19 protein-coding genes are annotated in these 23484 nt (G+C 33.6%); 9 read left to right on the forward strand and 10 right to left on the reverse strand.

Features of this window, described 5'->3' with window-relative positions:
* Positions 1 to 62: 62 nt before the first annotated feature.
* From EYY60_RS03760 to EYY60_RS03780, 5 genes are all read right to left on the reverse strand, one after another.
* Positions 63 to 545, reverse strand: coding sequence for an ABC transporter ATPase (locus EYY60_RS03760; RefSeq protein WP_132988068.1), 483 nt, complete (start codon positions 543 to 545; stop codon positions 63 to 65).
* Positions 546 to 640: 95 nt separating this feature from the next.
* Positions 641 to 1432, reverse strand: coding sequence for a (Fe-S)-binding protein (locus tag EYY60_RS03765; RefSeq protein ID WP_132988069.1), 792 nt, complete (start codon positions 1430 to 1432; stop codon positions 641 to 643).
* Positions 1433 to 1566: 134 nt separating this feature from the next.
* Positions 1567 to 2904 (reverse strand): (Fe-S)-binding protein, encoded by a 1338-nt coding sequence (locus tag EYY60_RS03770; RefSeq protein ID WP_132988070.1) that lies wholly within the window; start codon positions 2902 to 2904, stop codon positions 1567 to 1569.
* 6 nt (positions 2905 to 2910) lie between these two features.
* Positions 2911 to 3876 (reverse strand): MlaD family protein, encoded by a 966-nt coding sequence (locus tag EYY60_RS03775; protein WP_132988071.1) that lies wholly within the window; start codon positions 3874 to 3876, stop codon positions 2911 to 2913.
* Between the two features lie 50 nt (positions 3877 to 3926).
* Positions 3927 to 5054 (reverse strand): N-acetylmuramoyl-L-alanine amidase family protein, encoded by a 1128-nt coding sequence (locus tag EYY60_RS03780; protein ID WP_132988072.1) that lies wholly within the window; start codon positions 5052 to 5054, stop codon positions 3927 to 3929.
* A gap of 82 nt (positions 5055 to 5136) precedes the next feature.
* On the opposite strand from EYY60_RS03780, the gene EYY60_RS03785 reads away from it, so the two are divergent.
* Positions 5137 to 7881 carry a putative LPS assembly protein LptD gene (locus EYY60_RS03785; RefSeq protein ID WP_162847845.1) on the forward strand — a complete coding sequence of 915 codons (2745 nt, stop codon included), beginning with the start codon at positions 5137 to 5139 and terminating at the stop codon, positions 7879 to 7881.
* A 127-nt stretch (positions 7882 to 8008) separates the two neighbouring features.
* Positions 8009 to 8389: a RidA family protein gene (locus tag EYY60_RS03790; protein ID WP_132988074.1), complete on the forward strand. Its 381-nt coding sequence runs from the start codon at positions 8009 to 8011 to the stop codon at positions 8387 to 8389.
* On the opposite strand, the gene EYY60_RS03795 is transcribed toward EYY60_RS03790, so the two are convergent.
* From EYY60_RS03795 to EYY60_RS03815, 5 genes are all read right to left on the reverse strand, one after another.
* Positions 8370 to 8744, reverse strand: coding sequence for a methylglyoxal synthase (locus EYY60_RS03795; RefSeq protein ID WP_132988140.1), 375 nt, complete (start codon positions 8742 to 8744; stop codon positions 8370 to 8372). The genes EYY60_RS03790 and EYY60_RS03795 overlap by 20 nt on opposite strands.
* A 10-nt stretch (positions 8745 to 8754) precedes the next feature.
* Entirely contained in the window at positions 8755 to 9606 is an 852-nt protein-coding gene (locus EYY60_RS03800) for an N-acetylglucosamine kinase (RefSeq protein WP_132988075.1), read from the reverse strand.
* A 134-nt stretch (positions 9607 to 9740) separates the two neighbouring features.
* Complete coding sequence (gap, locus tag EYY60_RS03805; protein WP_132988076.1) at positions 9741 to 10745, reverse strand: type I glyceraldehyde-3-phosphate dehydrogenase; 1005 nt, start codon at positions 10743 to 10745, stop codon at positions 9741 to 9743.
* 92 nt (positions 10746 to 10837) lie between these two features.
* Positions 10838 to 11824 carry a 6-phosphofructokinase gene (pfkA, locus tag EYY60_RS03810; protein ID WP_132988077.1) on the reverse strand — a complete coding sequence of 329 codons (987 nt, stop codon included), beginning with the start codon at positions 11822 to 11824 and terminating at the stop codon, positions 10838 to 10840.
* A 308-nt stretch (positions 11825 to 12132) separates the two neighbouring features.
* Positions 12133 to 16602, reverse strand: a complete 4470-nt coding sequence (locus EYY60_RS03815) for a translocation/assembly module TamB domain-containing protein (RefSeq protein WP_132988141.1) — start codon at positions 16600 to 16602, stop codon at positions 12133 to 12135.
* A 227-nt stretch (positions 16603 to 16829) separates the two neighbouring features.
* Here EYY60_RS03815 and tsaD point away from each other — a divergent pair, with 227 nt between their 5' ends.
* The 7 genes from tsaD (at position 16830) to EYY60_RS03850 (ending at position 23483) form a co-directional block, all read left to right on the forward strand.
* Positions 16830 to 17852: a tRNA (adenosine(37)-N6)-threonylcarbamoyltransferase complex transferase subunit TsaD gene (tsaD, locus tag EYY60_RS03820; RefSeq protein WP_132988078.1), complete on the forward strand. Its 1023-nt coding sequence runs from the start codon at positions 16830 to 16832 to the stop codon at positions 17850 to 17852.
* Between the two features lie 2 nt (positions 17853 to 17854).
* Positions 17855 to 18568 carry a 16S rRNA (uracil(1498)-N(3))-methyltransferase gene (locus EYY60_RS03825; protein ID WP_132988079.1) on the forward strand — a complete coding sequence of 238 codons (714 nt, stop codon included), beginning with the start codon at positions 17855 to 17857 and terminating at the stop codon, positions 18566 to 18568.
* 143 nt (positions 18569 to 18711) lie between these two features.
* Entirely contained in the window at positions 18712 to 19350 is a 639-nt protein-coding gene (locus EYY60_RS03830; protein ID WP_132988080.1) for a DUF4159 domain-containing protein, read from the forward strand.
* A gap of 12 nt (positions 19351 to 19362) precedes the next feature.
* Positions 19363 to 19860, forward strand: coding sequence for a TrmH family RNA methyltransferase (locus EYY60_RS03835; RefSeq protein WP_132988081.1), 498 nt, complete (start codon positions 19363 to 19365; stop codon positions 19858 to 19860).
* A gap of 281 nt (positions 19861 to 20141) precedes the next feature.
* Positions 20142 to 21101, forward strand: a complete 960-nt coding sequence (locus EYY60_RS03840; protein ID WP_132988082.1) for a M43 family zinc metalloprotease — start codon at positions 20142 to 20144, stop codon at positions 21099 to 21101.
* 106 nt (positions 21102 to 21207) lie between these two features.
* On the forward strand, positions 21208 to 22299 hold the full coding sequence (locus EYY60_RS03845; RefSeq protein WP_132988083.1) for an AI-2E family transporter: 1092 nt from the start codon (positions 21208 to 21210) through the stop codon (positions 22297 to 22299).
* A gap of 2 nt (positions 22300 to 22301) precedes the next feature.
* Complete coding sequence (locus EYY60_RS03850) at positions 22302 to 23483, forward strand: THUMP-like domain-containing protein (RefSeq protein ID WP_132988084.1); 1182 nt, start codon at positions 22302 to 22304, stop codon at positions 23481 to 23483.
* Position 23484 lies beyond the last annotated feature (1 nt).

Below are 23484 nucleotides of genomic sequence, written 5' to 3' on the forward strand. Positions count from 1 at the left end.
TAAACAAAAAAAAAGCATAAAATTTAAATTTTATGCCTTTCAAATATTCTTATAAATTTCTCTTAGAAAAATCTGCTATGCCAGCTATCGGCAGCAGGAACTTCCCAAGATTCATTAAATTCTTCTATATTATTTACAAGATTATTAAACACAATCGTATTCTCAGAAACCGATTTATCTTTAACCATCTTTTTAAAATCAATTAGAGGTTTATGAGCGATATGTTCACCCAATTTAAAAGTAACATTCATTTTGTCAAGCAAATCAACGTCGTATTTTTTTTCTAAGCTTTGAATAAATTCAACTGAACTATCAATAGAACAGCCCGTTGCTGCCTGCACATCTTGATTCACCGCCAATATAATAAAACGGTTGTATTTCAGCAAAAACGAAGCCTCAAGACTTGTTCCGTGCGCCGCCCATTGCTCCACAAAAGCTTTTAAATCAGTTTCAATTTCAGAAAACTCTTCCTCAGAAAATTTTCTGTTCGATTGGTAAATCCAAACTCTAGATTCACCAGGTAAATTTTCAAAAGGTATATACATTTTAATTTTAGATTTTAGATTGTTGATTTTAGATTTCTTGATTTCTTTCAGATTAAAAAACTTAGCATCTTAGAATCTTAGCAACTCAGAATCTTTTATAAATCTTGTGCATTTGCAATTAACTCGGCAACGTCCATAACTTTTACCTCACCCTCTTTATGTGCATGTTTAATCCCATCTGTCAACATGGTATTACAGAAAGGACAACCTGCCGCAATAATATCTGGTTTAGTTTCTAGAGCATCTTCTGTACGTAAAACGTTCACTTCTTTATTTCCAGGTTCAGCATCTTTAAACATTTGTGCTCCTCCAGCTCCACAGCATAATCCATTCGCTTTAGAACGCTTCATTTCAACTAATTCAACATCTAATTTTTGAATTAAATCTCTTGGCGCTTCGTAAACTTTATTCGCTCTTCCTAAATAACAAGGATCGTGAAACGTGATTTTCTTTCCTTTAAACTGTCCGCCTTCAACAGTCAATCTTCCTTCATCAATTAATGACTTTAAAAATTCAGTATGATGAATAACTTCATAGTTTCCTCCTAATTCAGGATATTCATTTTTTAAAGTATTAAAACAATGCGGACAAGCCGTAACAATCTTTTTTGCTTCATAAGCATTTAAAACCTCGATATTCATCATGGCCTGCATTTGGAACAAAAATTCATTTCCGGCACGTTTCGCAGGATCTCCGGTACAACTCTCTTCAGTACCTAAAACTGCAAATGAAACATTCGTACGATTTAAAATACGCACAAATGCTTTAGTAATTTTTTTTGCTCTATCATCAAAACTTCCCGCGCAACCTACCCAAAATAAAACTTCTGGCTGTGTTCCTTGGGCTAGCATTTCAGCCATTGTTGGCACTACTAAACTTTCTGACATCTTCTTTTGTTGTTAAATCGGTTAATCGTTTATTTGGTTAATCGCTCTCTATCTTAACCTTACTAAAAACCTTAATATTTTTTATTTATAATCGATTAAACGGTTAAAACAATTAACCGTGTAAACAATAAATCTTAATTTTCGTTTTTCCAATTCAATCGGTCTTGCTGGCTGTACTGCCAAGGCGCACCGTTGTTTTCAATATTAGTCATCATTGCATTTAGCGACATTGGTGCCGCACTTTGTTCCATAACTAAATAACGACGCATATCCATAATGATAGAAAGCGGACTAATATTTACTGGACATTCCTCAACACAGGCATTACATGATGTACAAGCCCATAATTCTTCTGGAGTGATATAATCGTTTAAAAGTGATTTGTTGTCTGGAACAAAAACACCTTTATTGGCATCAATATTTTTCCCAACTTCTGTCAAACGATCTCTTGTATCCATCATAATTTTACGAGGAGACAATTTTTTTCCTGTTTGATTTGCTGGACAAGATGAAGTACATCTTCCACATTCGGTACACGTATATGCGTTCAAAAGTTGCACCCAATTTAAATCCTGAACATCGCTGGCTCCAAATTTAGCCGGAGCAGCATTTTCATCAACGGGAGCCGCCGCAAACGGATCAGCATTTGGATCCATCATCAACTTCACTTCTTTGGTAACCGATTCTAAATTATCAAACTGGCCTTCTGGTTTCAAGTTTGCAAAATACGTATTTGGGAAAGCTAAAAGAATATGCAAATGTTTTGAAAAGTATAGATAGTTCATAAAAACCAAAATACCTACAATGTGAAGCCACCAAAACACTTCGAACAACAATCCAACCAATTCGTTTGATGTACCATTAAAAATTGGTGCAATAAACTGACTGATAGGATAACTTCCTGCTTTATGAAAATGAGAATATCCGCCAGGAACATTCTGCAAATGCAAATCTGATGCATTCATCAATAAAAACAGAATCATTAAAACTGTTTCAAAGTACAAAATGTAATTCGCATCGCTCTTTGGAAAACCAGTTAGATCTTTGCTAACAAAACGTTTTAAACGAATCACATTTCTTCTGATCCAAAAAGTTACAACTGCAACAATAACAAGTATTGCCAAAATTTCAAATGAAGCAATCAAAACATCATAAACCACTCCTAAATAAGGAGCAAAAATTCTATGTGTTCCAAAAAGCCCGTCAATGATAATTTCAAGCAATTCGATATTAATAATTACGAAACCAACATATACAAAAATATGAAGTATTCCGGCAACAGGGCGTCTCACCATTTTTGATTGCCCAAGAGCAATCAGTGCCATGTTTTTCCAACGAGCTTTAGGATTATCTTTTCTATCTACGTCAACTCCTAAATTAATGTTTCGGATGATTTTTTTTACGCTCGCTGTAAAAAAACCAAAACCTACTACAAGAAGTATGGCGAATAAAATATTATCTAAATAACTCATTTATGATTATTTTTTAGTAGTTGAATTAGCGTCTTCAGTTGGTGCTACGTATGGTTTGTTTTTCTTTCCAAAAAGCGAAACATTCACGTAACGAGTTGGGTATAAACGAACATCTTGCAATAATAACTCAAGCTCTTTTGAAGTTTTCGCCAAATTATTATACAAAGCATCATCATTCAATATTTTTCCTGCAGTTCCTTTTCCAGAATTCAAATTCGCCATCAAGACATCAACTTTAGCCAAAGTCTGATTCAAATTGCGGACTGTTTTTCCTAAATCAGCTTTGTTTAAAGAATCTGAAATTTTGCTGAAATTACCTGACATTTTATTCAAGTTTGTCACAACTCCGTTAATTTGACCTTTATTAGTATCCAAAATAGAGTTAAGACTTCCACCGGCTTTATGAAACTGCTCCATTGTCTTACTTAATTCAGCAATAGTTTTCTTTAAATTTTCCTGTGTATTTTTATCTAAAGTATTGTTTAATCCAGTAACCAGATTATCAATATTCACAAGCATTTTATCTAATTTGGCTTGAATTGGCTCAAGTTTTCCTCCCAAAGACTCTGTTAGGCCAAGCTCGACAGTTCCGCTCAATGTTTGACCTTCTTCTGCTGGATCTTTATCTGCAAGATTTGGTACAATTTTAATTTGTTTTCCTCCAATTAAACTTGGAGAATACAAAGCAGCTGTACTTGTTTTTGAAATTGGAAAATCTGTTTTAAGTTGAAGTTCAACTAATAATTTTCCTGTTGTTTCATTGATTGTAATTTTATTTACTTTACCAATTGCAAGTCCGTTTATGGTAACTGGTGCTGACGGTGCCAAATCCTCAACATTATCATACTCAACAAATAATGTTTTATAATTGGTAAAAAGGTCTCTTCCTTTCAAAAAACTGTAGCCCCAAATAAATAATAAAATTGCCCCGATGACTAGAATAGCCGTTTTAATTTCTCTTGTTAGTTTCAAAATTCTAAGTGTTTGTACAAAATTAATATAAATATTCGAACTTGTGGCTATTATTTAGTAGCGTCTTGAATACTGATTTTTTCTCCATCTTTAGTTGCAGTCAAAAATGCTGCTCCATAACCTTTACTCTTAGCCTCTTGCAAATATTTCTTTGCAGCTTCGTAATCAGATGTTTCTTGATAGAAATATTTGTAAATATTATTTTCATAAAGCATCGTTACATTTTTCAAGCCTTTAAAATTCTTAGGCTCTAATGGGGTCTTTTTTATACTAGCAATAAGCTGTACTTTGTAAAAAGTTCCCTTAACTGCGCTTTTAGCTGCCGCTGAAGGCTCTGCTGGTTTAGTTTTTTTTGGCGTCGAAGTATCTTTTGCTGGCCTAACATCTGACATTTCAGGAACTCCTGAACCAAAATACTCGCTCTTATAACTTAAGATTGCTTCAGCAATTGCTTTTGCAATATCATTTTGTCCTTCCTCAGAATTCAAGATATTTCCTTCTGTAGGATTAGAAACAAAACCTGTTTCAACTAAAACTCTAGGCATATACGCTTTATGAAGTACCATAAATGGCGCTTGTTTTACACCACCTTGTCTTATTTTTTTTCCAAGTCGGTCAAAATTATCTTCAATTTTTGTTGCCAATGAAATGCTGTTATCCAAATATTCTTCCTGCATTAAAGTCATTCCGATCATAGATTCTGGTGAGTTTGGATCGTAACCTTCATATTTACGTTTATAATCTTTCTCTAATGTAATTACCGAGTTCTCTTTTTTCGCTGCTTCAAGGTTGGATGCCACTTTACTCAAACCCATTACATAAGTTTCTGTTCCGTCAGCTGCAGTATTTTTGTTTGCATTACAGTGAATTGAGACAAAAATATTCGAATTTGCTCTGTTTGCGATATTAGCTCTTTCAACCAAATCAATAAAAACGTCCGTTTTACGCGTATAAATCACATCAACATTTGGGCTTGCTTCTAAAATTTTCCCAACTTTAAGTACAATCGCCAAAGCAATATTTTTTTCAATTCGGCCACTGTAAACAGCTCCAAAATCATGATCACCGTGCCCGGCATCAAGTGTTACTTTAAAAACATTTGCCTGACTGTAAGCACAAAACGAAATTATAGTTAGAAAAAAACTAAATAATAGCCTAGTTTTGTTAAATATATTCATAAATCTAAAAGTTAATTTTAATAATATGCAACTGTTATAATTTTCGCAATTGATTATTTTTGCCAAAAAATTATATGTAGTTTTGACATGTCAAAAAACAAGCCATACTTTTACAAAAATAGCATTTAAACCTTTGCACACAAACTTATTTAATATCGTTTTATTATCATTTCTCCTAACTTTAGGATGTGGTAAAGTATATTCGCAAGATATAAAACCGAAAAAAAAGTCATTACCAACTGTAAAACAAACAGATAAAGCTTCAACTGCTAAAACTGATGCAACAAAACAAACCGATAAATCTACAGCTGTTAAAGTTGATACTGTAAAGATCGACAGCATAAAGCCTGCAAAGACTTTTCTTGATGGTAAAGTAAGATACAAGTCAAAGGATTATGCAACAATAGACAAAAAAAAGAAACAACTTACCTTATATAATGAAGCCGAACTATATTATAAAGATGTAGAATTAAAATCCGGAATCATTATTTTGGATTATGGCAAAGACGAAGTTTATGCTGGAAGAATAAAAGATTCTGCCGGCGTACTTGTTCAATATCCAAACTTCAAACAAGGATCAAACGAAGTACAGCCAGATTCTATCCGATTTAATTTTAAGACCAAAAAAGCCTTAATTTTTAATTCCAGAACAGAACAGGGTGAATTTAAGATCAAAGCCGCTGTTACCAAAAAAGAAAACGATTCGGTTTACTTTTTAAGAGGCGCACGTTTCACAACATCAACAGATGTTGATAATCCAGAGTACTATTTCCAAACTAATAAAGTAAAATTTGTTCCTGGGAAAAAGGTTGTTACGGGATTAACAAACATGGTTATTGCCGACGTTCCCACTCCGCTAGCGCTGCCGTTTGCTTATTTCCCAATGAGCCAAGAAAAAAGTGTTTCGGGTATTATCATACCAAGTTATAACGACTCTAACACGAGAGGATTTTCTTTGCAAAATATGGGATATTATTTTGCCTTGAGTGATAATTACGATTTAACCGCTTTAGCAGATTATTATACCAACGGAAGTTACGCCCTTCGTTTTGAATCGGCATATGCTGAAAGATACAAATACCGAGGCAACCTGAATGTACGTTTTGAAAATTTGATAAGCAGTGAAAGAGGTTATCCTGATTATTCAAAACAAAAAATTTACAACATTCAGTGGTCGCATTCTAAAGACTCGAAATCCAATCCAAACTCAACGTTTTCTGCTTCGGTGAACATGGGTAGTAGTAAATATTTTAAGCAATCCATTAACCAAGCGAATATTGGTTCAAACCTGAACAATACTTTAAGCTCATCTATATCATACAACAAAACTTTCAATATAATTCCTCAAGCCCGAATTGCGTTAACAGCGACACATTCGCAAAACACACAAACAGAGGTCATCAACATGACTCTACCATCGCTTCAAGCAAGTATTGATCGTATTTATCCTTTTGTTGGAAAAGATGGAGTTAAAAAAGGCTTTATAAAAAACATTAACCTGCAATACAACTTAAGCGGTAAAAACAGTTTTGTCACAACTGATTCATTGTTCTTTAAGCCACAAATGTTTAAAGATGCTCAAATTGGAATGCAACACACAATTCCATTAAGCACCAACTTTAAGTTATTCAAGTATTTCAGTGCTGGAATGGCGACCAATTACCAAGAAACTTGGGTAACTAAAACCATTCACAAAGATTACGATGATACACAAAGTAAAGTTGTCACTCAAACTGTAAACGGTTTTGACGCTTTTAGAACGTATAATTTCAGCTCTAATTTAGGAACTACAATTTACGGTACATTTAATTTTGGCTCAGATAAAAAAATTCAATCTATTCGCCACGTCATGCGTCCGTCGATTACGTACGCATACACGCCTAGTTTTGAAAAATACTACGACACCTACGCAGTTGATGCTTCTGGACGAATTACAACACAATACACGCGTTTTGAAGGCGGTGTTTATGGCGCGCCAGGAAAAGAGAATTCAAACATTGTAGGTTTTGCATTAAGCAATACTTTTGAAGCTAAAGTAAGAGATAAAGACAGCACAAAAACAGAACCTAAAAAAATCATGTTGTTGAACAACTTAAACTTCAGCACAAGCTATAATTTCAATGCAGACGGAAAACAAACTCTAGCATGGCAACCTGTACTAGTTTCTGGAGGAACACAATTTTTTGACAATAAAATGAATGTCAATTTTGGAGCTACATTAGATCCTTATGCAATCGACAATTCTGGAACAAGAATAGACAAATACAACATTGACAACGGAGGAAGCTTATTCAGGATGACTAGCGCCAATGTCACATTGAATTACTCGTTCTCCAACAAAGGAGGCGAAAAAGAAAAAACCAACTCCCAGAGCCAGCGAAATGGAGGTCGAAATGATGATTTATTCGGAACCAATACTGACTTGACCGACAGCCGAAACAGCCAATTTGCCAATGAAAAAGATGACGATAAGGATGTTATCACCGAGTTTTTTAATTCAAAAATTCCTTGGGACATGACAATGGCTTATTCGCTTACTTATTCAAACGTAAACCGCGAAAATAAAATCTCAGGAAATTCTATTATGATTTCTGCCAATATGGACATTACGCCAAAATGGAAAGGTGGAGTCTCTACAGGATATGATTTTGTTCAAAAAGGAATTACCTTTACCCAATTCCGTTTTGAAAGAGATTTATTGAGCTGGAGAATGGCATTCAACTGGCAACCACTTGGAACAAATTCTAACTGGAATTTCTTCATCGGAATTAAATCTGGTATGCTTAGCGACATCAAATGGAACAAACGAAGCGTTTCAAATCGATAAAAATTATTTAAGTCATAACGCTGAAAATCATAAAATCAAAAGTTTGTCTTTATGAGTATGTAAAAGTTTATGACTAATAGCTTATCGCAAAAAATCAAACTTATACTTTTAATAAAATATATTGATTATGAAAAAAATCATCTTTACCGAAAAAGCACCGGCTCCAATAGGGCCTTACAATCAAGCCGTTTTATCAGGAAACACACTTTATGCTTCTGGACAAATTGCGATCAATCCAGCTTCAGGAGAACTTGTAACTGACAATATCAACGACGAAACAAAGCAAGTGATGGAGAACATTGCAGCAATCTTAGAAGCTGCAGGTATGACATTTGAAAATGTTGTGAAATCAACTATCTTCATTATGGACATGAATAACTTTGGCGCAATAAACACAGTTTACGGATCTTATTTTAACGAAAAAACCGCTCCAGCACGTGAAACGGTTCAAGTGGCATGTTTGCCAAAAAATGTAAATGTTGAGATTTCTATAATTGCTGTGCAATAGCATCTAATAATAATTGTGCCGTTGCTTCGTTTGTTGCCAGCGGCACATTATGCACATCGCACACACGAATCAGCATATTGATATCAGCTTCATGCGGATGACTTGACAAAGGATCTTTGAAAAAGAAAACCATATTAGTTATCCCTTCCGCAACTCTTCCAGCAATTTGCGCATCACCACCAAGAGGCCCTGAAAGCATTCTCTGGGTTTTAAACCCTGCAGCTTCAGCTTTTCCCCCTGTAGTTCCAGTACCAATCAGCCTTATTTTTTCATTGTGCAAAACTGCTTCATTTTTAATTAAAAAATCAATCAAATCCGCTTTTTTGCCGTCGTGAGCAATAATTGCAATTTCCATAAATCCAGAACTATTGATTAGCGACATGATAAGCAATTAAACCATCGATTGGTCTTCTTAAAACATTTCCTAATTTAAGCTCATATTTATCGAAAGTCACTTGTAGCTCATCTTTTAAATAAAATGCAATAGAACCAACAAAATGTACAGGAACTTCTTTACAGTTGTCAAACTGTTTGATGTAGTTTTTAACGAAAGATTTCATCCCTTTGAAAATGATTTTTCTGCAGAATTCAGTGTCTTTATGCTTAATTAAAAACTTTGCATAAGTCGCTAAATACGCATTTGGATTTGGCTCTTTATATAATTTGTTTTTAATAAAATCAGGATCAACGTCGTACTCTTTTTCAAGTTCAACCGCCAATTCTTTAGGCATTTTATTGAAATAATATTTTCTGATCAATTCTTTTCCGAAAACATTTCCACTACAATCATCCATCACAATATATCCTAATGATTGTACTTTTTGATGCAATACTTTCCCATCGAAATAACTGCAGTTAGAACCCGTTCCTAGAATTGAAACAATTGCCTCTTCTCCTTTTGGAGTTGTTGCATAAACAGCTGCATAAGTATCTTCTTGAACGTCTACAATTGCATTAGAAAAATATTCTTGAAAGACTTGTTTCAAATATTCTTTCATTCGGTCTGTTCCGCATCCTGCTCCATAAAAAAACAAGTGCGAAGCATTCTTTTTGTTTTGTAAAATATCAAAACGGTCATTTAATCTTTCGATGATTTCAGGACCATCAAGAATTTCAGGATTCAACCCTAAAGTTTGTGTCGTGAATAATACTTTTCCATTATCATCTATCGCAATCCAGTCTGCTTTAGTAGATCCACTGTCAACTATTAATTTCATTTTATTTTTTTGTTTTTTGAGTTAGTTTTTCTTCATTTAAATAAAAAGTGTATTTTTTACATTAATTAAAGACGTAACAAAATAAGAAAATCCCGTTACTTTGAGATAACGGGATTTTGCAAAAATATATATTATTATTTTAAACCTGCAATATGTACAGACAAATCGATTAATTTGCTTGAGTATCCATACTCATTATCATACCAAGATACTAATTTGAAGAAAGTTGAATTTAAACCAATTCCTGCAGTAGCATCAACGATAGATGTTCTTTTATCAGAGATAAAATCTTGAGAAACAACAGCATCTTCAGTATATCCTAAGATACCTTTCAATTCGTTTTCAGAAGCTTTTTTCAAAACTGCCATAATTTCTTCATATGAAGTTTCTTTAGCAAGTTTTACAGTTAAATCTACTGTAGAAACGTCAGCAGTAGGAACACGGAAAGCCATACCAGTTAATTTTCCATTCAAAGATGGAATTACTTTTCCAACCGCTTTAGCAGCACCTGTTGAAGAAGGAATGATGTTGATTGCAGCAGCACGTCCACCTCTCCAGTCTTTTCTAGAAGGTCCGTCAGCAGTCATTTGAGTTGAAGTTGTTGCGTGAACAGTAGTCATTAAACCTTCAACGATTCCGAAATTATCATTGACAACTTTAGCTAAAGGAGCTAAACAGTTTGTAGTACAAGAAGCGTTAGAAACAACTAAATCAGAAGCTTTTGCAGTTTCGTGGTTTACTCCCATTACAAACATTGGAGCATCAGCAGAAGGAGCAGAAATGATTACTTTTTTAGCTCCACCTTTTAAGTGCTCGCTTGCAGTTTCAACAGTTGTGAAAATACCAGTACATTCAGCAACTACGTCAACATCAACTTCGTTCCATTTTAAGTCAGCTGGATTCCTCTCAGCAGTGATACGGATGTTTCTTCCGTTTACATATAATTTTCCTTCTTTAACTTCAACAGTTCCGTTGAAACGACCGTGAACTGAATCATATTTTAATAAGTAAGCTAAGTGATCTACATCTAATAAATCATTGATTGCTACAACCTCAACATTATCTCTATTGAAAGACTCTCTAAAAACGATTCTTCCGATACGTCCAAATCCGTTTATTCCTAATTTTACTTTTGACATTTTACTAAATTTTTTGCTTTTGTTTTTATTACACTAATTTAAAAGTCTAATTTCCTCACAATAAACTTTCTTTCCTTTTAAACTTTTATTTATTAGGTCGACATAATGTCAGACACTCTTAATAATTCTCTATCAATTTCTGATTTTCCTTTAATTGCTTGTTCAAGCGGCGTCAAAACTACTTTGTCCTCTTTAAGACCAACCATATAGTTTGATTTACCTTCTAATAAAGATTCTACAGCCTTTACACCTAAACGACTCGCCAAAACACGGTCAAAACAAGATGGAGAACCACCACGCTGCATGTGTCCTAAAACAGAAACTCTTACGTCATACTCAGGCAAATTAGCTTCAACGTAATCTTTTAATTCGAATACATTTTTACCAATTTTATCACCCTCAGCAATAACAACTATACTTGATGATTTTCCTGAAGCTTTACTTTTTTGAAGAGAGTCCAACAATCTGTCTAGACCTAAATCTTCTTCAGGAATAAGGATTTCTTCAGCACCTGCTCCAATACCAGCATTAAGAGCAATATGCCCAGCATCTCTACCCATAACCTCTACAAAAAACAGACGGTTGTGCGAGCTTGCTGTATCTCTGATTTTATCTATAGAATCTACAACTGTATTTAAAGCTGTATCATAGCCTAAAGTATGGCTAGTCCCATAAATATCATTATCAATTGTACCTGGAATTCCAATTACTGGAAAATCGTACTCTGAATTAAAAATCAAACCTCCAGTAAAACTTCCATCTCCACCGATAACCACTAGAGCATCAACTCCAGCTTTTACAAGGTTTTCGTGAGCTTTTTTTCTACCTTCCGGTGTTCTAAAGTCAACAGAACGAGCCGATTTCAAGATCGTTCCTCCTTTATTTACAATATTGTTTACGCTTCGAGGGCCCATTTCTTTAAAATCACCTTCGATCATTCCTTGATACCCTCTATAAATTCCTATGCATTCTATATTATGATAAGCGCATGTTCGAACAACTGATCGTATTGCAGCATTCATTCCTGGCGAGTCTCCTCCTGAGGTAAGAACACCAACTTTTTTTATTGTTTTTGGCATTATTTAAGTATTAAGTTGTAAAATTAGCAAACATTCGGCACTTTTCAGGCTATGTTTATCATAAATTAATAAAATATGTTAAATTCAAACGTTTTCGTTAATAAGTTTTTTGATACCAAAAAATTCATTTAAAATAATAAAAGGCACTTATTTTAATTAAATCCTTAAAATTAACAATACATTAATGAAGTGTTACAAAATTGCGAAAGTGCACTTTGTTCAAAAAAACATTTAAACCTCTAAATTTAAGCATAAAAAAAACCATTACGCGAATAATGGTTTATAATTTGATTTTATTTAACAATCTGTTAAAAATCGTCGTTATCAGGAATCAGACCTTGATTGTTATATACAGGTGGTGGTTTTTTCTCTTCTTCCTTTTTCTCAGGTTTCTTTTTATTTTTTTCAGCATCCTTTTTATTGGTAAAATTGATGTAATCCGGATTTAAATACGAATCTTGCACATCATCCGTTGATCCTTTTTTAATAGTACGCTCCAATTTATGGCTCTTAAACAATTTATTAACCAATTCGCTGAACGTATCAAAATCAACCTCATACGAAATACCAACACCTTGCGTATAACCAATTCCTTGTCCTATATAATTAATGTCGTTTTCTTTATTAAACAATCTGAGGTTCATTGAGCCATCTTCATTAACGCGATAAAGGATTTCAATATCTCCAACAATAGCCGATTCGTTCACTCCTCCTACCGGCACTCCGACTTTTCCATTGATAGATATCTTTTCGTTAATCTGCGATGAAATATTGGCTACAAACTGCCCATCAGCTTCTTGCCCGATTCGCTTGTCTGCAGAAATAAAATTCAGATCGATATTTACTTTATCATTATCTGATTTGATTATACCTCCTAACAAACTTGCCGCAGTCTCTGCAAATGTTCCCGACAAATCACTTTGATTAAATCCATCAGGACTCATGAACGAGCCTGTTGAAAGCAAATACAATGCTTGTGTTTGGCGAACATCTTTATCATCTAACTTATATTGTATCTCCGACTTTAAAACACTGCTCACAGACGGAAATTGAATATCAAAATTAGGATCTGGACTTGTCAAATCTCCTCTTAAGCCAATAACAACCTCTACAGGAACTTTTTTATTAAAAGAAGAATTCTCCAATAATACCGCAGGATTTGCCGATGTTCTATAAACAGCTTCCAGATTAAGTTGCGCTTTCATTGGGTTTCCTTCCCAAATAATAGAGCCACCTTTTTTAACCGCAAATTTTTTATCGATTAAACCTCCATATTTAAAATTATAAGTTCCTTCATATGCCTGGAAATCTCCCCACATATTAAACTTGCCAAGCGTATTGATTTTAAATAATAAAGATCCGTATCCTTTTCCTTTCATACCGTGACCCGAATTTCTGTCCAAGATTACTTCAACTTCGGCATCTGGCGTAATATCAAAATCAAACTCTAATTCAAGACCGTTGTAATTTCTTGTTTTTTCGACTATACCATTGGCCAAATTGTATTTTTCTTTTGGTGTAACAAAATGAATCCAGCTGCTTTCACCAACACTTTGTGCATTGCTTATCGGAATTTTAATTTCTGTTCCTTTTTCAGATTTTGCATCTACCTTAATAAATAATCCTTCTGTAGGACCTTTGATACTTGCTGTTCCGTTTATAAATGCAGTTCCAAAATATGCCGCATCTTCACTGTCCTTGGTATCAAGTGCCAATAATCGTTTTGAAGTCACTGTAAGATCCAATTTCCAGTTTCCAAAATTATGATGCTCAATCGTTCCATTCAGCAATCCTTTTGTTTTGTATTTGGTATCTGTTAATTGATTATTTCTAAACAAAAATTTCTCGTCTGTCAAATCAATTACGGTTCGATCACTTAGCTCATAATCTGTATTTAGGTACGGAATTGTCATTCCAGCTTTTTCAACATAAAGCCTTCCATTGATTTCTGGTTTTTTCAAATTCCCAACAACTGCAGCATTTCCAGAAACAGATCCGCGAACATTCGAAATTACTTCACCGCCAACTGGTCCTAAAGTAGCCAAATTAAATCCTTCCATTTTCAAATTCAGATCTAAAAATGTTTCTTTGTTTTCAATCGCAAAAGTTCCGCTCGCTTTAAATGATTCAGTAAAACCATTTTGAATCGATGAGTTTACCGTGAATTTCCTAAAACTCTCATCTCCCGAAATATCAAAATTCAATGTTCCCAACTCGGTTTTATTCATATTAAGATGATCGATCTTAATCGAAGCTGTAGGTTGGTAAACATTTTTATTCTGCTTGTAGTTTACCTTTCCGTTCAAATTTCCATTGAAAACAAACTTGGAATTATAAGGGGTAATCTTATTGATGTCAACATCTTCAAAATTGAGGACGAGATCTTTATAGTCTGTTCCTTTAATCACGCCATTTAAATCAATTTTCTGGCCTTCATGAGATAAAACAATATTATCAAAATTGAAGTTTTTAAAATGCTGATCAATAATGATCTGATTGTCTTTTTCTGATTTTTCGTTTAAATACCATATATAGTCTTTAAATTTCATTTCAGATTTCTTGATCCCGACAATGTTGTTTTTGTTTTTATCTATTGTATGAAACAAATCGAGATTGAAGTAATCTTCTCCCTTATCACCACCTTTAAATTCTGAACGTACATACAGCGTATCTTTTGCAGTAACATTAATTAAATTGAAGTCGCGTATTTTATAATATGGCGTTTTTATACTATCTAACTCAACATAAGCATTATAAAGCGCATTTTTATTATCAATATTGATTCGGATGTTGTCAAAAGTGTTTTTGTCCAGCTTGATCTTTTGCGATTTGAATCTGAATTTGAATTCTTGCAAATCGGCATCAATTTTACCACGCATAACCGTGGAAGAATCAATGTTAATTTCCGGATAAAGCATTTCCACAACTTTATCATATACATGAAAATTAAAACGCAAAAACTGTCCTTTTCCAACCTTATAAGGTTTATAATTGGTATACAAACTTCCTACTGAATTCATTACCAATTTATCCAATTGATCAAAGCGGAATTTCCCAACAATTTGCCCGTTTACAACATCTGTCGAATTTACCGCAATTGTTCTAAGTCTATCAGCATCAAAACTAGAATTGATAGTCAGATCATCAAAAGCATAGGTGTTTTTCGGGTTTTTATATACCGCATCTTTAATGAAAATATTTCCTTGAAGATTCTCAATAGAATTTCCAGAAACTTCAACAACGGCATCTCCCGTGAAAGTAGAAATAGAATCAGACACAAATTTCAATTTGCGCAAATCGGCATTTTCTACATTAATATGAAAATCATATTTGTTCTCACGTTTACTCAAATCCACCAAACCATCAAAAGTCAAACTTAAGTTAGGATCGTTCACAGAAACTTCTCCTTTATAATATGGAAGTTTGAAATTACCATTAACAGTTATATTATTATAGGTGTAATTATTGTAATCCAGTTTTGCAATATCACCTTTTATAATTGTATTCAAATATTTCTCGGTAAAACCAACTCCATCCACATCAACATTTAAAGTTGTTCTGCCAATATCTTTTCGATCCAGTAATGCTCCAACATTAAAATTATCCAAAATAATATTACCCGAATAAGATGCCTTATCAATAAAGTCCATATTATTCAAATGCAAATCGGCTTCTCCATTCCCTAAATCGGTTGCCATTTTAAATTTGGCTTCCAAATCAGTAGTTGAGACTTTTGTTTTACCCACGATATTAAACTTCCCGATTCTTTTAAGTTCTTTCGGAAGCCTTTTCCCAAGCACATTAGGCAGCAAAACCACAAGATTATCATAGCTCGAAGTCAATTTATCGAATTTTCCTTCCATAGAAAACTTCTGCATTTTATCTCCTAAAAGATTTTTAAAATTGATGTTTCCAACAATTCTAGAACCATTAGTATCACTCAATCTTAATTTATGCAGATTCAGATTATTAAGTGGCCCGTTTAATTTGGTTCGAATTCTAAAACGCTGATTTCTTCCTAATCCATCATAGAAATAACGAATATCATTTGAAGCAATCGAAGCAGAATCAATTGCAACATCAAACTTTACTTTATCTGTAAAATGAAGAAAATCTTCTACTTTATACCTTAAAATTGCCTGACCATAAAGCGTTGACCTTTTAGTTTTTATCGCAAGATTCTCAACTTTAATTTGTTTTTTGGTATAACTGAATTTCCCAGCGAAATTAGAAACATACAAGCCACGGTGATCTTGAAATGAAAACCTGTGGATATTGGTATTTACATCAGGTCCATACAATTTAAATTCGCTTATGTATGCATTTAGCTTTGTAAATTCAAGAAATTTTGGAGTCTTTTTATTTTCATCAACAACCGAGAAAAATCCTTTAGAAATGTATGCATTTTTAGCTGTAAGCAAAAAATGTTTTTTTGATTTTGAAGGTTTTCCTGTTTCAAACAGTTTGACAAACTTATTGATATTATTTTCGTCTTCGTTTTTATAGGTTTTCAAATTAAAAATCAAACCCGTCAATCGAAGATCGCCAAAAATCAAGTCACCATCCATCAATCTTTTAAAACTCAAAATATCAGTTGTAATAATATCAGAAGCGATCATTACTTTTTTATGATGATCTAAAATCAAAACATCTTTAAGCTTTACGCCTCCAAAAATATTTATCGCAACTCTCCCTACCGTAATATTAGCATTAAAATCTTCTCGCAAAGATTCTGTTGCATATCGGGCGATTTTTGTTTGTACGGCAGGCAAAGACAGTATGATAGCGAACGCTAACAAAAGTAAGATCAACCCAATTAGGGTTCTGGATACTATTTTCTTTACTTTTTTGATAGCTGCTTTAATTTTAGTTTTCTATTAATTTGTTTTGCACAGACAAAGTACGGCAGATTTTGATAAAAATTCTTTAATTTTGGCTTCTCCTTTACAATCAAAGAAATCAAAAATTTGATTTGTCAAATATAATTCAAAATTTGTGCCTTTATATGCAAAATTCAGAGGTTTTTATTCTTGCCATTGAAAGTTCCTGCGATGATACTGCGGCTGCAGTTCTACATAACGACAAAGTACTTTCAAATGTTGTGGCCAATCAGTTAATTCACAATCAATATGGCGGTGTCGTTCCAGAATTGGCTTCAAGAGCGCATCAACAGAACATTGTTCCAGTAATTGATGCTGCACTTCGCAAAGCAAATATACAAAAAGAACAGCTAAGTGCCATTGCTTTTACACAGGGTCCTGGCTTGATGGGGTCATTGCTCGTGGGTGGTTCATTCAGTAAATCATTGTCATTAGCTTTAAATATTCCGCTTATAGCAGTCAATCATATGCATGCTCATATTTTGGCGCATTTTATTGATGAAGAAGGCTTCGACAAACCTGAATTTCCATTCTTAGCTTTGACAATCAGCGGAGGACATACTCAAATTGTAAAAGTAAACAGCTTTTTTAACATGGAAATCATCGGCGAAACCACTGATGACGCCGTTGGAGAAGCTTTTGACAAAAGCGCCAAAATTCTTGGACTTCCTTATCCTGGCGGACCTTTGATCGACAAATATGCAAAAGAAGGAAATCCGAAAGCTTTTCAATTCACAAAACCAAAAGTTCCTGGATTAGACTTTAGTTTTTCTGGATTAAAAACAGCAGTTTTATATTTCATTCAGAAAAACAAACAAGAAAATCCAAATTTCATCGAAGAAAACCTAAATGATATTTGTGCATCTATTCAACATACCATCATTGAAATTTTGATGGATAAACTAAAATTAGCTGTAAAAGAAACCGGAATTACGCAGATTGCAATTGGCGGAGGAGTTTCGGCGAATTCAGGAATCAGAACTACGCTGAAAGAAGCAGAAGGCAAATATGGTTGGAAAACTTTTATTCCGAAATTCGAATACACTACAGACAACGCTGCAATGATTGGAATTGTAGGTTATCAAAAATATTTATCAAATCGTTTTGAAGACGCTTCTGTTGTTTCAAAAGCGCGAATTCAATTTTAATTATGCAGTTATTTTTCAATCCCGATATCGACGAAACAACCGAAAGTTTTTCTTTTGACAAAGAAGAAAGCCGTCATATCATAAAGGTTTTACGCAAAAAAGATTCAGATATTCTGCATGTTACAAATGGAAATGGATTATTATTTGAAACCGAAATTACTTTGGCATCAGACAATAAATGTATCGTGGATGTACTTTCGATTCAAAAATCTCCTGAACCAAAATTCCGATTGCACCTTGCTGTTGCGCCAACTAAAATGAACGATCGTTTTGAATGGTTTTTAGAAAAAGCAACCGAAATTGGCATTCAAGAAATTACGCCTATTTTTTGTGATCGATCTGAAAGAAAAGCAATAAATCCGGAGCGTTTTGAAAAAATCATTCTTTCGGCAATGAAACAATCAAACGAAACGTTTTTGCCAAAATTAAATCCGGCAATTTCGTTTAAAGAATTTATCAAACAAAAAAATACAGGTTTGCAATTCATTGCGCATTGCGAAGAAACAGATAAAAAATCATTGAAAGAAAGCTTGAAACCAAATGAGAATGTAACATTATTAATTGGTCCAGAAGGTGATTTTTCTGAAAAAGAAATTGCATTGGCAATCGAAAACAATTTCAAACCCGTTACATTAGGAAATACTCGTTTAAGAACAGAAACTGCAGCGGTTGTGGCTTGCCATAGTGTAGTATTCTTTAATGAAAGTTCAAATTAAAAATCACTGTTCGATTAATTAACGCTACGTTTGTAATCTCGACGAAGGAGAGATCGCAAACGTAGCGCTACAAAGATTGGCGATATAGCTTGAGGAATTTCTAGTGCGATTTCTCCTTCGTCGAAATGACAAAACATATAATTATGAAAAAAATATTCTTGTTGTTTTTATTGATTTCAATCTCTTCTTTTTCACAAGAAATTGCTTTGTTGAAATACAGCGGTGGTGGCGACTGGTATGCCAATCCAACTTCATTGCCAAACTTGATTCGTTTTTGTAATTCTAACATCAATACGCGCATCAAAGCAAAACCCTCAACGGTCGAACCTAGCAATCCTGATCTTCTTTCCTATCCTTTTGTCCATATGACGGGACACGGAAATGTAGTTTTCAGCGATTCAGATATCACTAATTTGAGAAATTATTTGACCTCTGGTGGTTTTCTTCATATTGATGACAACTATGGAATGGATCAATATATCCGAAAAGAAATCAAGAAAATATTTCCAAATAATGATTTGATCGAAATTCCTGCAAATCATCCTATTTTTCAAAAACCTTTCCCTTTCCCAAATGGATTGCCAAAAATCCACGAACATGATGGTACGCGCGCGCAAGCCTTTGGAATTTTTGTCGAAAACAAATTAGTGCTTTTATATACTTACGAATGTGATTTAGGCGATGGATGGGAAGATGCCGAAGTTCATAATGATCCTGCAAATGTTCGCGACAAAGCTTTAAAAATGGGCGCCAATATTATCAATTATATTTTTACCAATTAATATTTAACCAAAGTGCAGCTCACTCATTACGACAATCAATTTGAAAGAAAGACGTTTCCAATAACTTTAGTCTGTGATCATATTTATTTCCAGCAAAATATTGGTTCACTTTTTAGAATTAGTGAAGCTTTTGGAGTCGAAAACATCATTTTTTCAGGAAAAGATATTCCGCTTACACCTCGCAAAATCAACAAAACTTCACGAAGCACACATTTGCATGTATCGCATCAAGTAATTGAAGAAACTTCAAATTTAATTACTTATCTAACTGAAAACAATTTTGAAATTATTGCGCTGGAAATCGCCAGCAACAGTAAACCGCTTAAAGAAGTTGTTATCCCTGAAAATCAAAAAATTGCACTTTTAATTGGAAGCGAAATAAATGGTATTTCAGACGAGCTTTTAAAAATTTCGCATCAAATAGTACATATAAATATGTTTGGAAAAAACTCCAGCATGAATGTTGTGCAAGCGGCAAGTATTGCACTTTACGAGATTACTTCTTCATAAAATTCTTTTTAAGTATCCTATCGTTTTTTTCTTCCGATTTGATTTGTTTAATTTCTTCGATAAACAACAGATAATCACGATGAAATGCACTTTAAAATACAAAAGAAAGAAAAAACTTATTAATATTTTTTGTTAATTTTTTGTAGGAATCAGTATTTGTAAGGGATTGTAAAATTTCTCACAAAATAATCTTTGTAATATTTTTCCACAATATTTTTTTGTTATAAAATTGCGTTATAATTAACCAAAGTAATTTTTTTATAACAAAAACCCAAACTATTATGAAAAAAATTTTTATTACCGCAGTTGCAGCGTTAATGCTGTTTTCTTGTCAAAATGACCAAACTGAAGGAACTGGAGCAGAAGCAAAAGTTGCTACACTTCGTTCTTGTGCTTCACAAGACGTATTAGAAGCGCAATTAAAAGCTGATCCAATGCAGGCCATCAGAATGAATCAAATTGAAGCTTTTACAAACGAGCAATTGCTTAAAGGATTTTCTGGTCGTTTAGTAAATGGCAAAATCGAAATTCCGGTTGTTGTGAACGTTTTATACAAAACAACTGCACAAAACATTTCGGATGCACAAATCCAAACTCAAATTGATGTTTTAAACAAAGATTTCAATGCTCTAAATTCAGATTACAATAGCGTTCCAGCTTTATTTGCAGGAGTTAAAGCTAACATCGGAATTACATTTGTATTGGATCAAGTAATCCGAAAATCAACTACTAAAACATCTTGGGGAACCAATGACGCTATGAAAAAAACAGCTCAAGGCGGTATTGCACCAACATCTCCTACTACAAAACTTAACTTATGGTCTTGCGCTATTGGTGGCGGAATTCTAGGTTATGCGCAATTCCCTGGCGGTTCATCTGCAACAGATGGAGTTGTAATTGATTCTCGTTATTTTGGTTTGTCTGGTGCTGCAAATGCTCCATTCAACTTAGGAAGAACAGCAACTCACGAAGTTGGACACTGGATGAATTTACGTCACATTTGGGGAGATGCAACTTGCGGAAGCGATTTGGTATCTGATACTCCAACACACAATACTGCAAATTATGGTGTACCAGCATATCCACACTATAGCACTTGTTCTGGAACTCCAGTTGAAATGACTATGAACTACATGGATTATGTTGACGACAACGCAATGTATATGTTCTCTACAGGTCAAAAAAGCAGAATGTTAGCTATTTTTGCTTCTGGAGGACCAAGAGCTGCTTTTGCACAATAAATCCAAATAAAATGCACAATGAAAGCGAGATATTTACGTCTCGCTTTTTTTATGCTTGTTAAATTTTTCAAAGCTTTTTCCTATATTTATGGTCTAAAACTTAACTATGATCACTTCAAAAATCATTTCTAACGGAATTCTAAGAGCCTTGGCAACCATACTGGCAGTTGCTGCAGTTTTATACTTTTTATATGAAATACAGACAGTGATCGTTTACCTCTGTATTTCGCTAATTCTATGTTTGATCGCAAATCCTTTAGTGCAATTTTTAAGAAGCAAATTGAAATTCAGCAATTCTTTGGCAGCGACCACAACAATTATTCTTTTTATATTATTAATGGTTGGCTTCATTCTTTTATTTGTGCCGTTGATTATTTCCCAAGCCAATAATTTATCCTTATTAGATACAAATCATTTGCAGGCACAATTCATAGATACAGAAAAAAGTTTAGAAAACTACTTCAATATCGAACATGTTGATTTGAATAAAATGCTGAGTGATTCAAAAATAACATCGGCTTTGGATTTTAATTATTTCACAAGCTTTATAAATTCCATTATGAGTTTTATGGCCGATATGGGAATGGGATTAGTTTCTGTTTTTTTTATTACTTTTTTCTTCATCAAAGATCAGGAAGCTTTTAAAATTCAAGCCCGAAAAATTCTTCCTGACACAAACGAAGACAAAATCTTAAACTCAATTACAAAAATAAACCATTTGCTGACGCGCTATTTTATTGGGTTGCTTTTGCAATTAACCGTTGTCTTTTTTCTATACCTTATTGTATTGATTATCTTCGGAAATAAAAATGCTTTTGTAATTGCTTTTTTGTGCGCCATCTTAAATGTAATTCCATACATCGGACCAATTATCGGAACTATATTAGCTGCCATTTTAACGATGATCAGTTTGATTGGAAATGATTTTCAATCTGAAATTTTGCCAACAACGATTTACGTCGTAATCGGTTTCTTGTTGGTTCAGGCCATTGATAATAACATCAGCCAACCTATAATTTCGTCAAAAAGTGTAAATTCGCATCCTCTGGAAATATTCCTGATTACTTTAATCAGCGGTATTACTTTTGGAATTGTCGGAATGATCATCGCAATTCCAGTCTATACGATGCTGAAAGTGATTTTAAAAGAGTTTTTTCCAGACAATAAAATCGTCTCCGTATTAACTGAAAGAATTTAGCTTTGAACACAATTATTTTGCACCAAAACATTCAAGATTTTATATCCAAAAATGTTGGTGCTCCGATTTCAAAACTGGCACTTCAAAAGAATCCTTTTCCTGAAGTGGACTGGATTTTGATTTTAAATCAAATCGAAGCCAAAACAAAAGCTAAAGATAAACTCCCAACTTGGTTTAAGACCGAAAATATTATTTATCCGAGTAAAGTTTCGGTTGAACAGACTTCTTCCGAAAAAACAGCAGCTTACAAAGCTTCTTTAATTTCGGGAAAAACCTTAATTGATCTTACTGGAGGCTTTGGCGTTGATGATTTTTATTTCTCACAAAAGTTTAAATCTGTAACTCATTGTGAAATTAATCCAGATTTATCAGAAATTGTAAACCATAATTTACAACAATTAGGCATAAAAAATTGTTTTTGCTACGCAGATGATTCAGCCAATATTTTAAAAGAGTCAGAAATAAAATGGGATTGGATTTATATTGATCCTTCCCGAAGAAATGATGCAAAAGGAAAGGTTTTCATGTTGAAAGATTGTTTGCCGAACGTTCCTGAATCTTTGGATTTTTACTTCGAAAAAAGCGATTCTATTTTAATAAAAACCGCTCCCCTTTTAGACATTTCTGCGGGTTTATCTGAATTGAAATTTGTAAAAAACATTCACATCATTGCACTTGAAAATGAAGTGAAAGAATTGCTTTTCGAAATTCACAATAATTATTTGGGAGAGATTACGATTAAAACCGCCAATATCATAAAAGAAAAAACAGAAGCTTTTGAATTTGTTTTAGGCAATGAAACCGAATTTCCCTCTTATGAATTGCCTCAAAAATATTTATACGAACCGAATTCGGCTATAATGAAATCTGGTGGATTTGATGAAGTGAGTACTTTTTTCAAAATTAACAAACTTCACAAACACTCTCATTTATATACTTCAGAAGATTTAATTGATTTTCCAGGCAGAACTTTTAAGATAGAAAAAGTGATTCCGTACAGCAAAAATGAGATGAAAACGGAGCTTGCAAATCAGCAGGCCAATATAACAACACGCAATTTTCCTGATACTGTAGAAAACATCCGAAAAAAATGGAAAATAAAAAATGGAGGCAATTTGTATTGTTTTTTTACAACTGATGTAAAAGATAACAAAATAGTTTTAATTTGCACCAAAATAATCTAAA

It is taken from the genome of Flavobacterium zhairuonense (assembly GCF_004352915.1).
Taxonomy (GTDB): domain Bacteria; phylum Bacteroidota; class Bacteroidia; order Flavobacteriales; family Flavobacteriaceae; genus Flavobacterium; species Flavobacterium zhairuonense.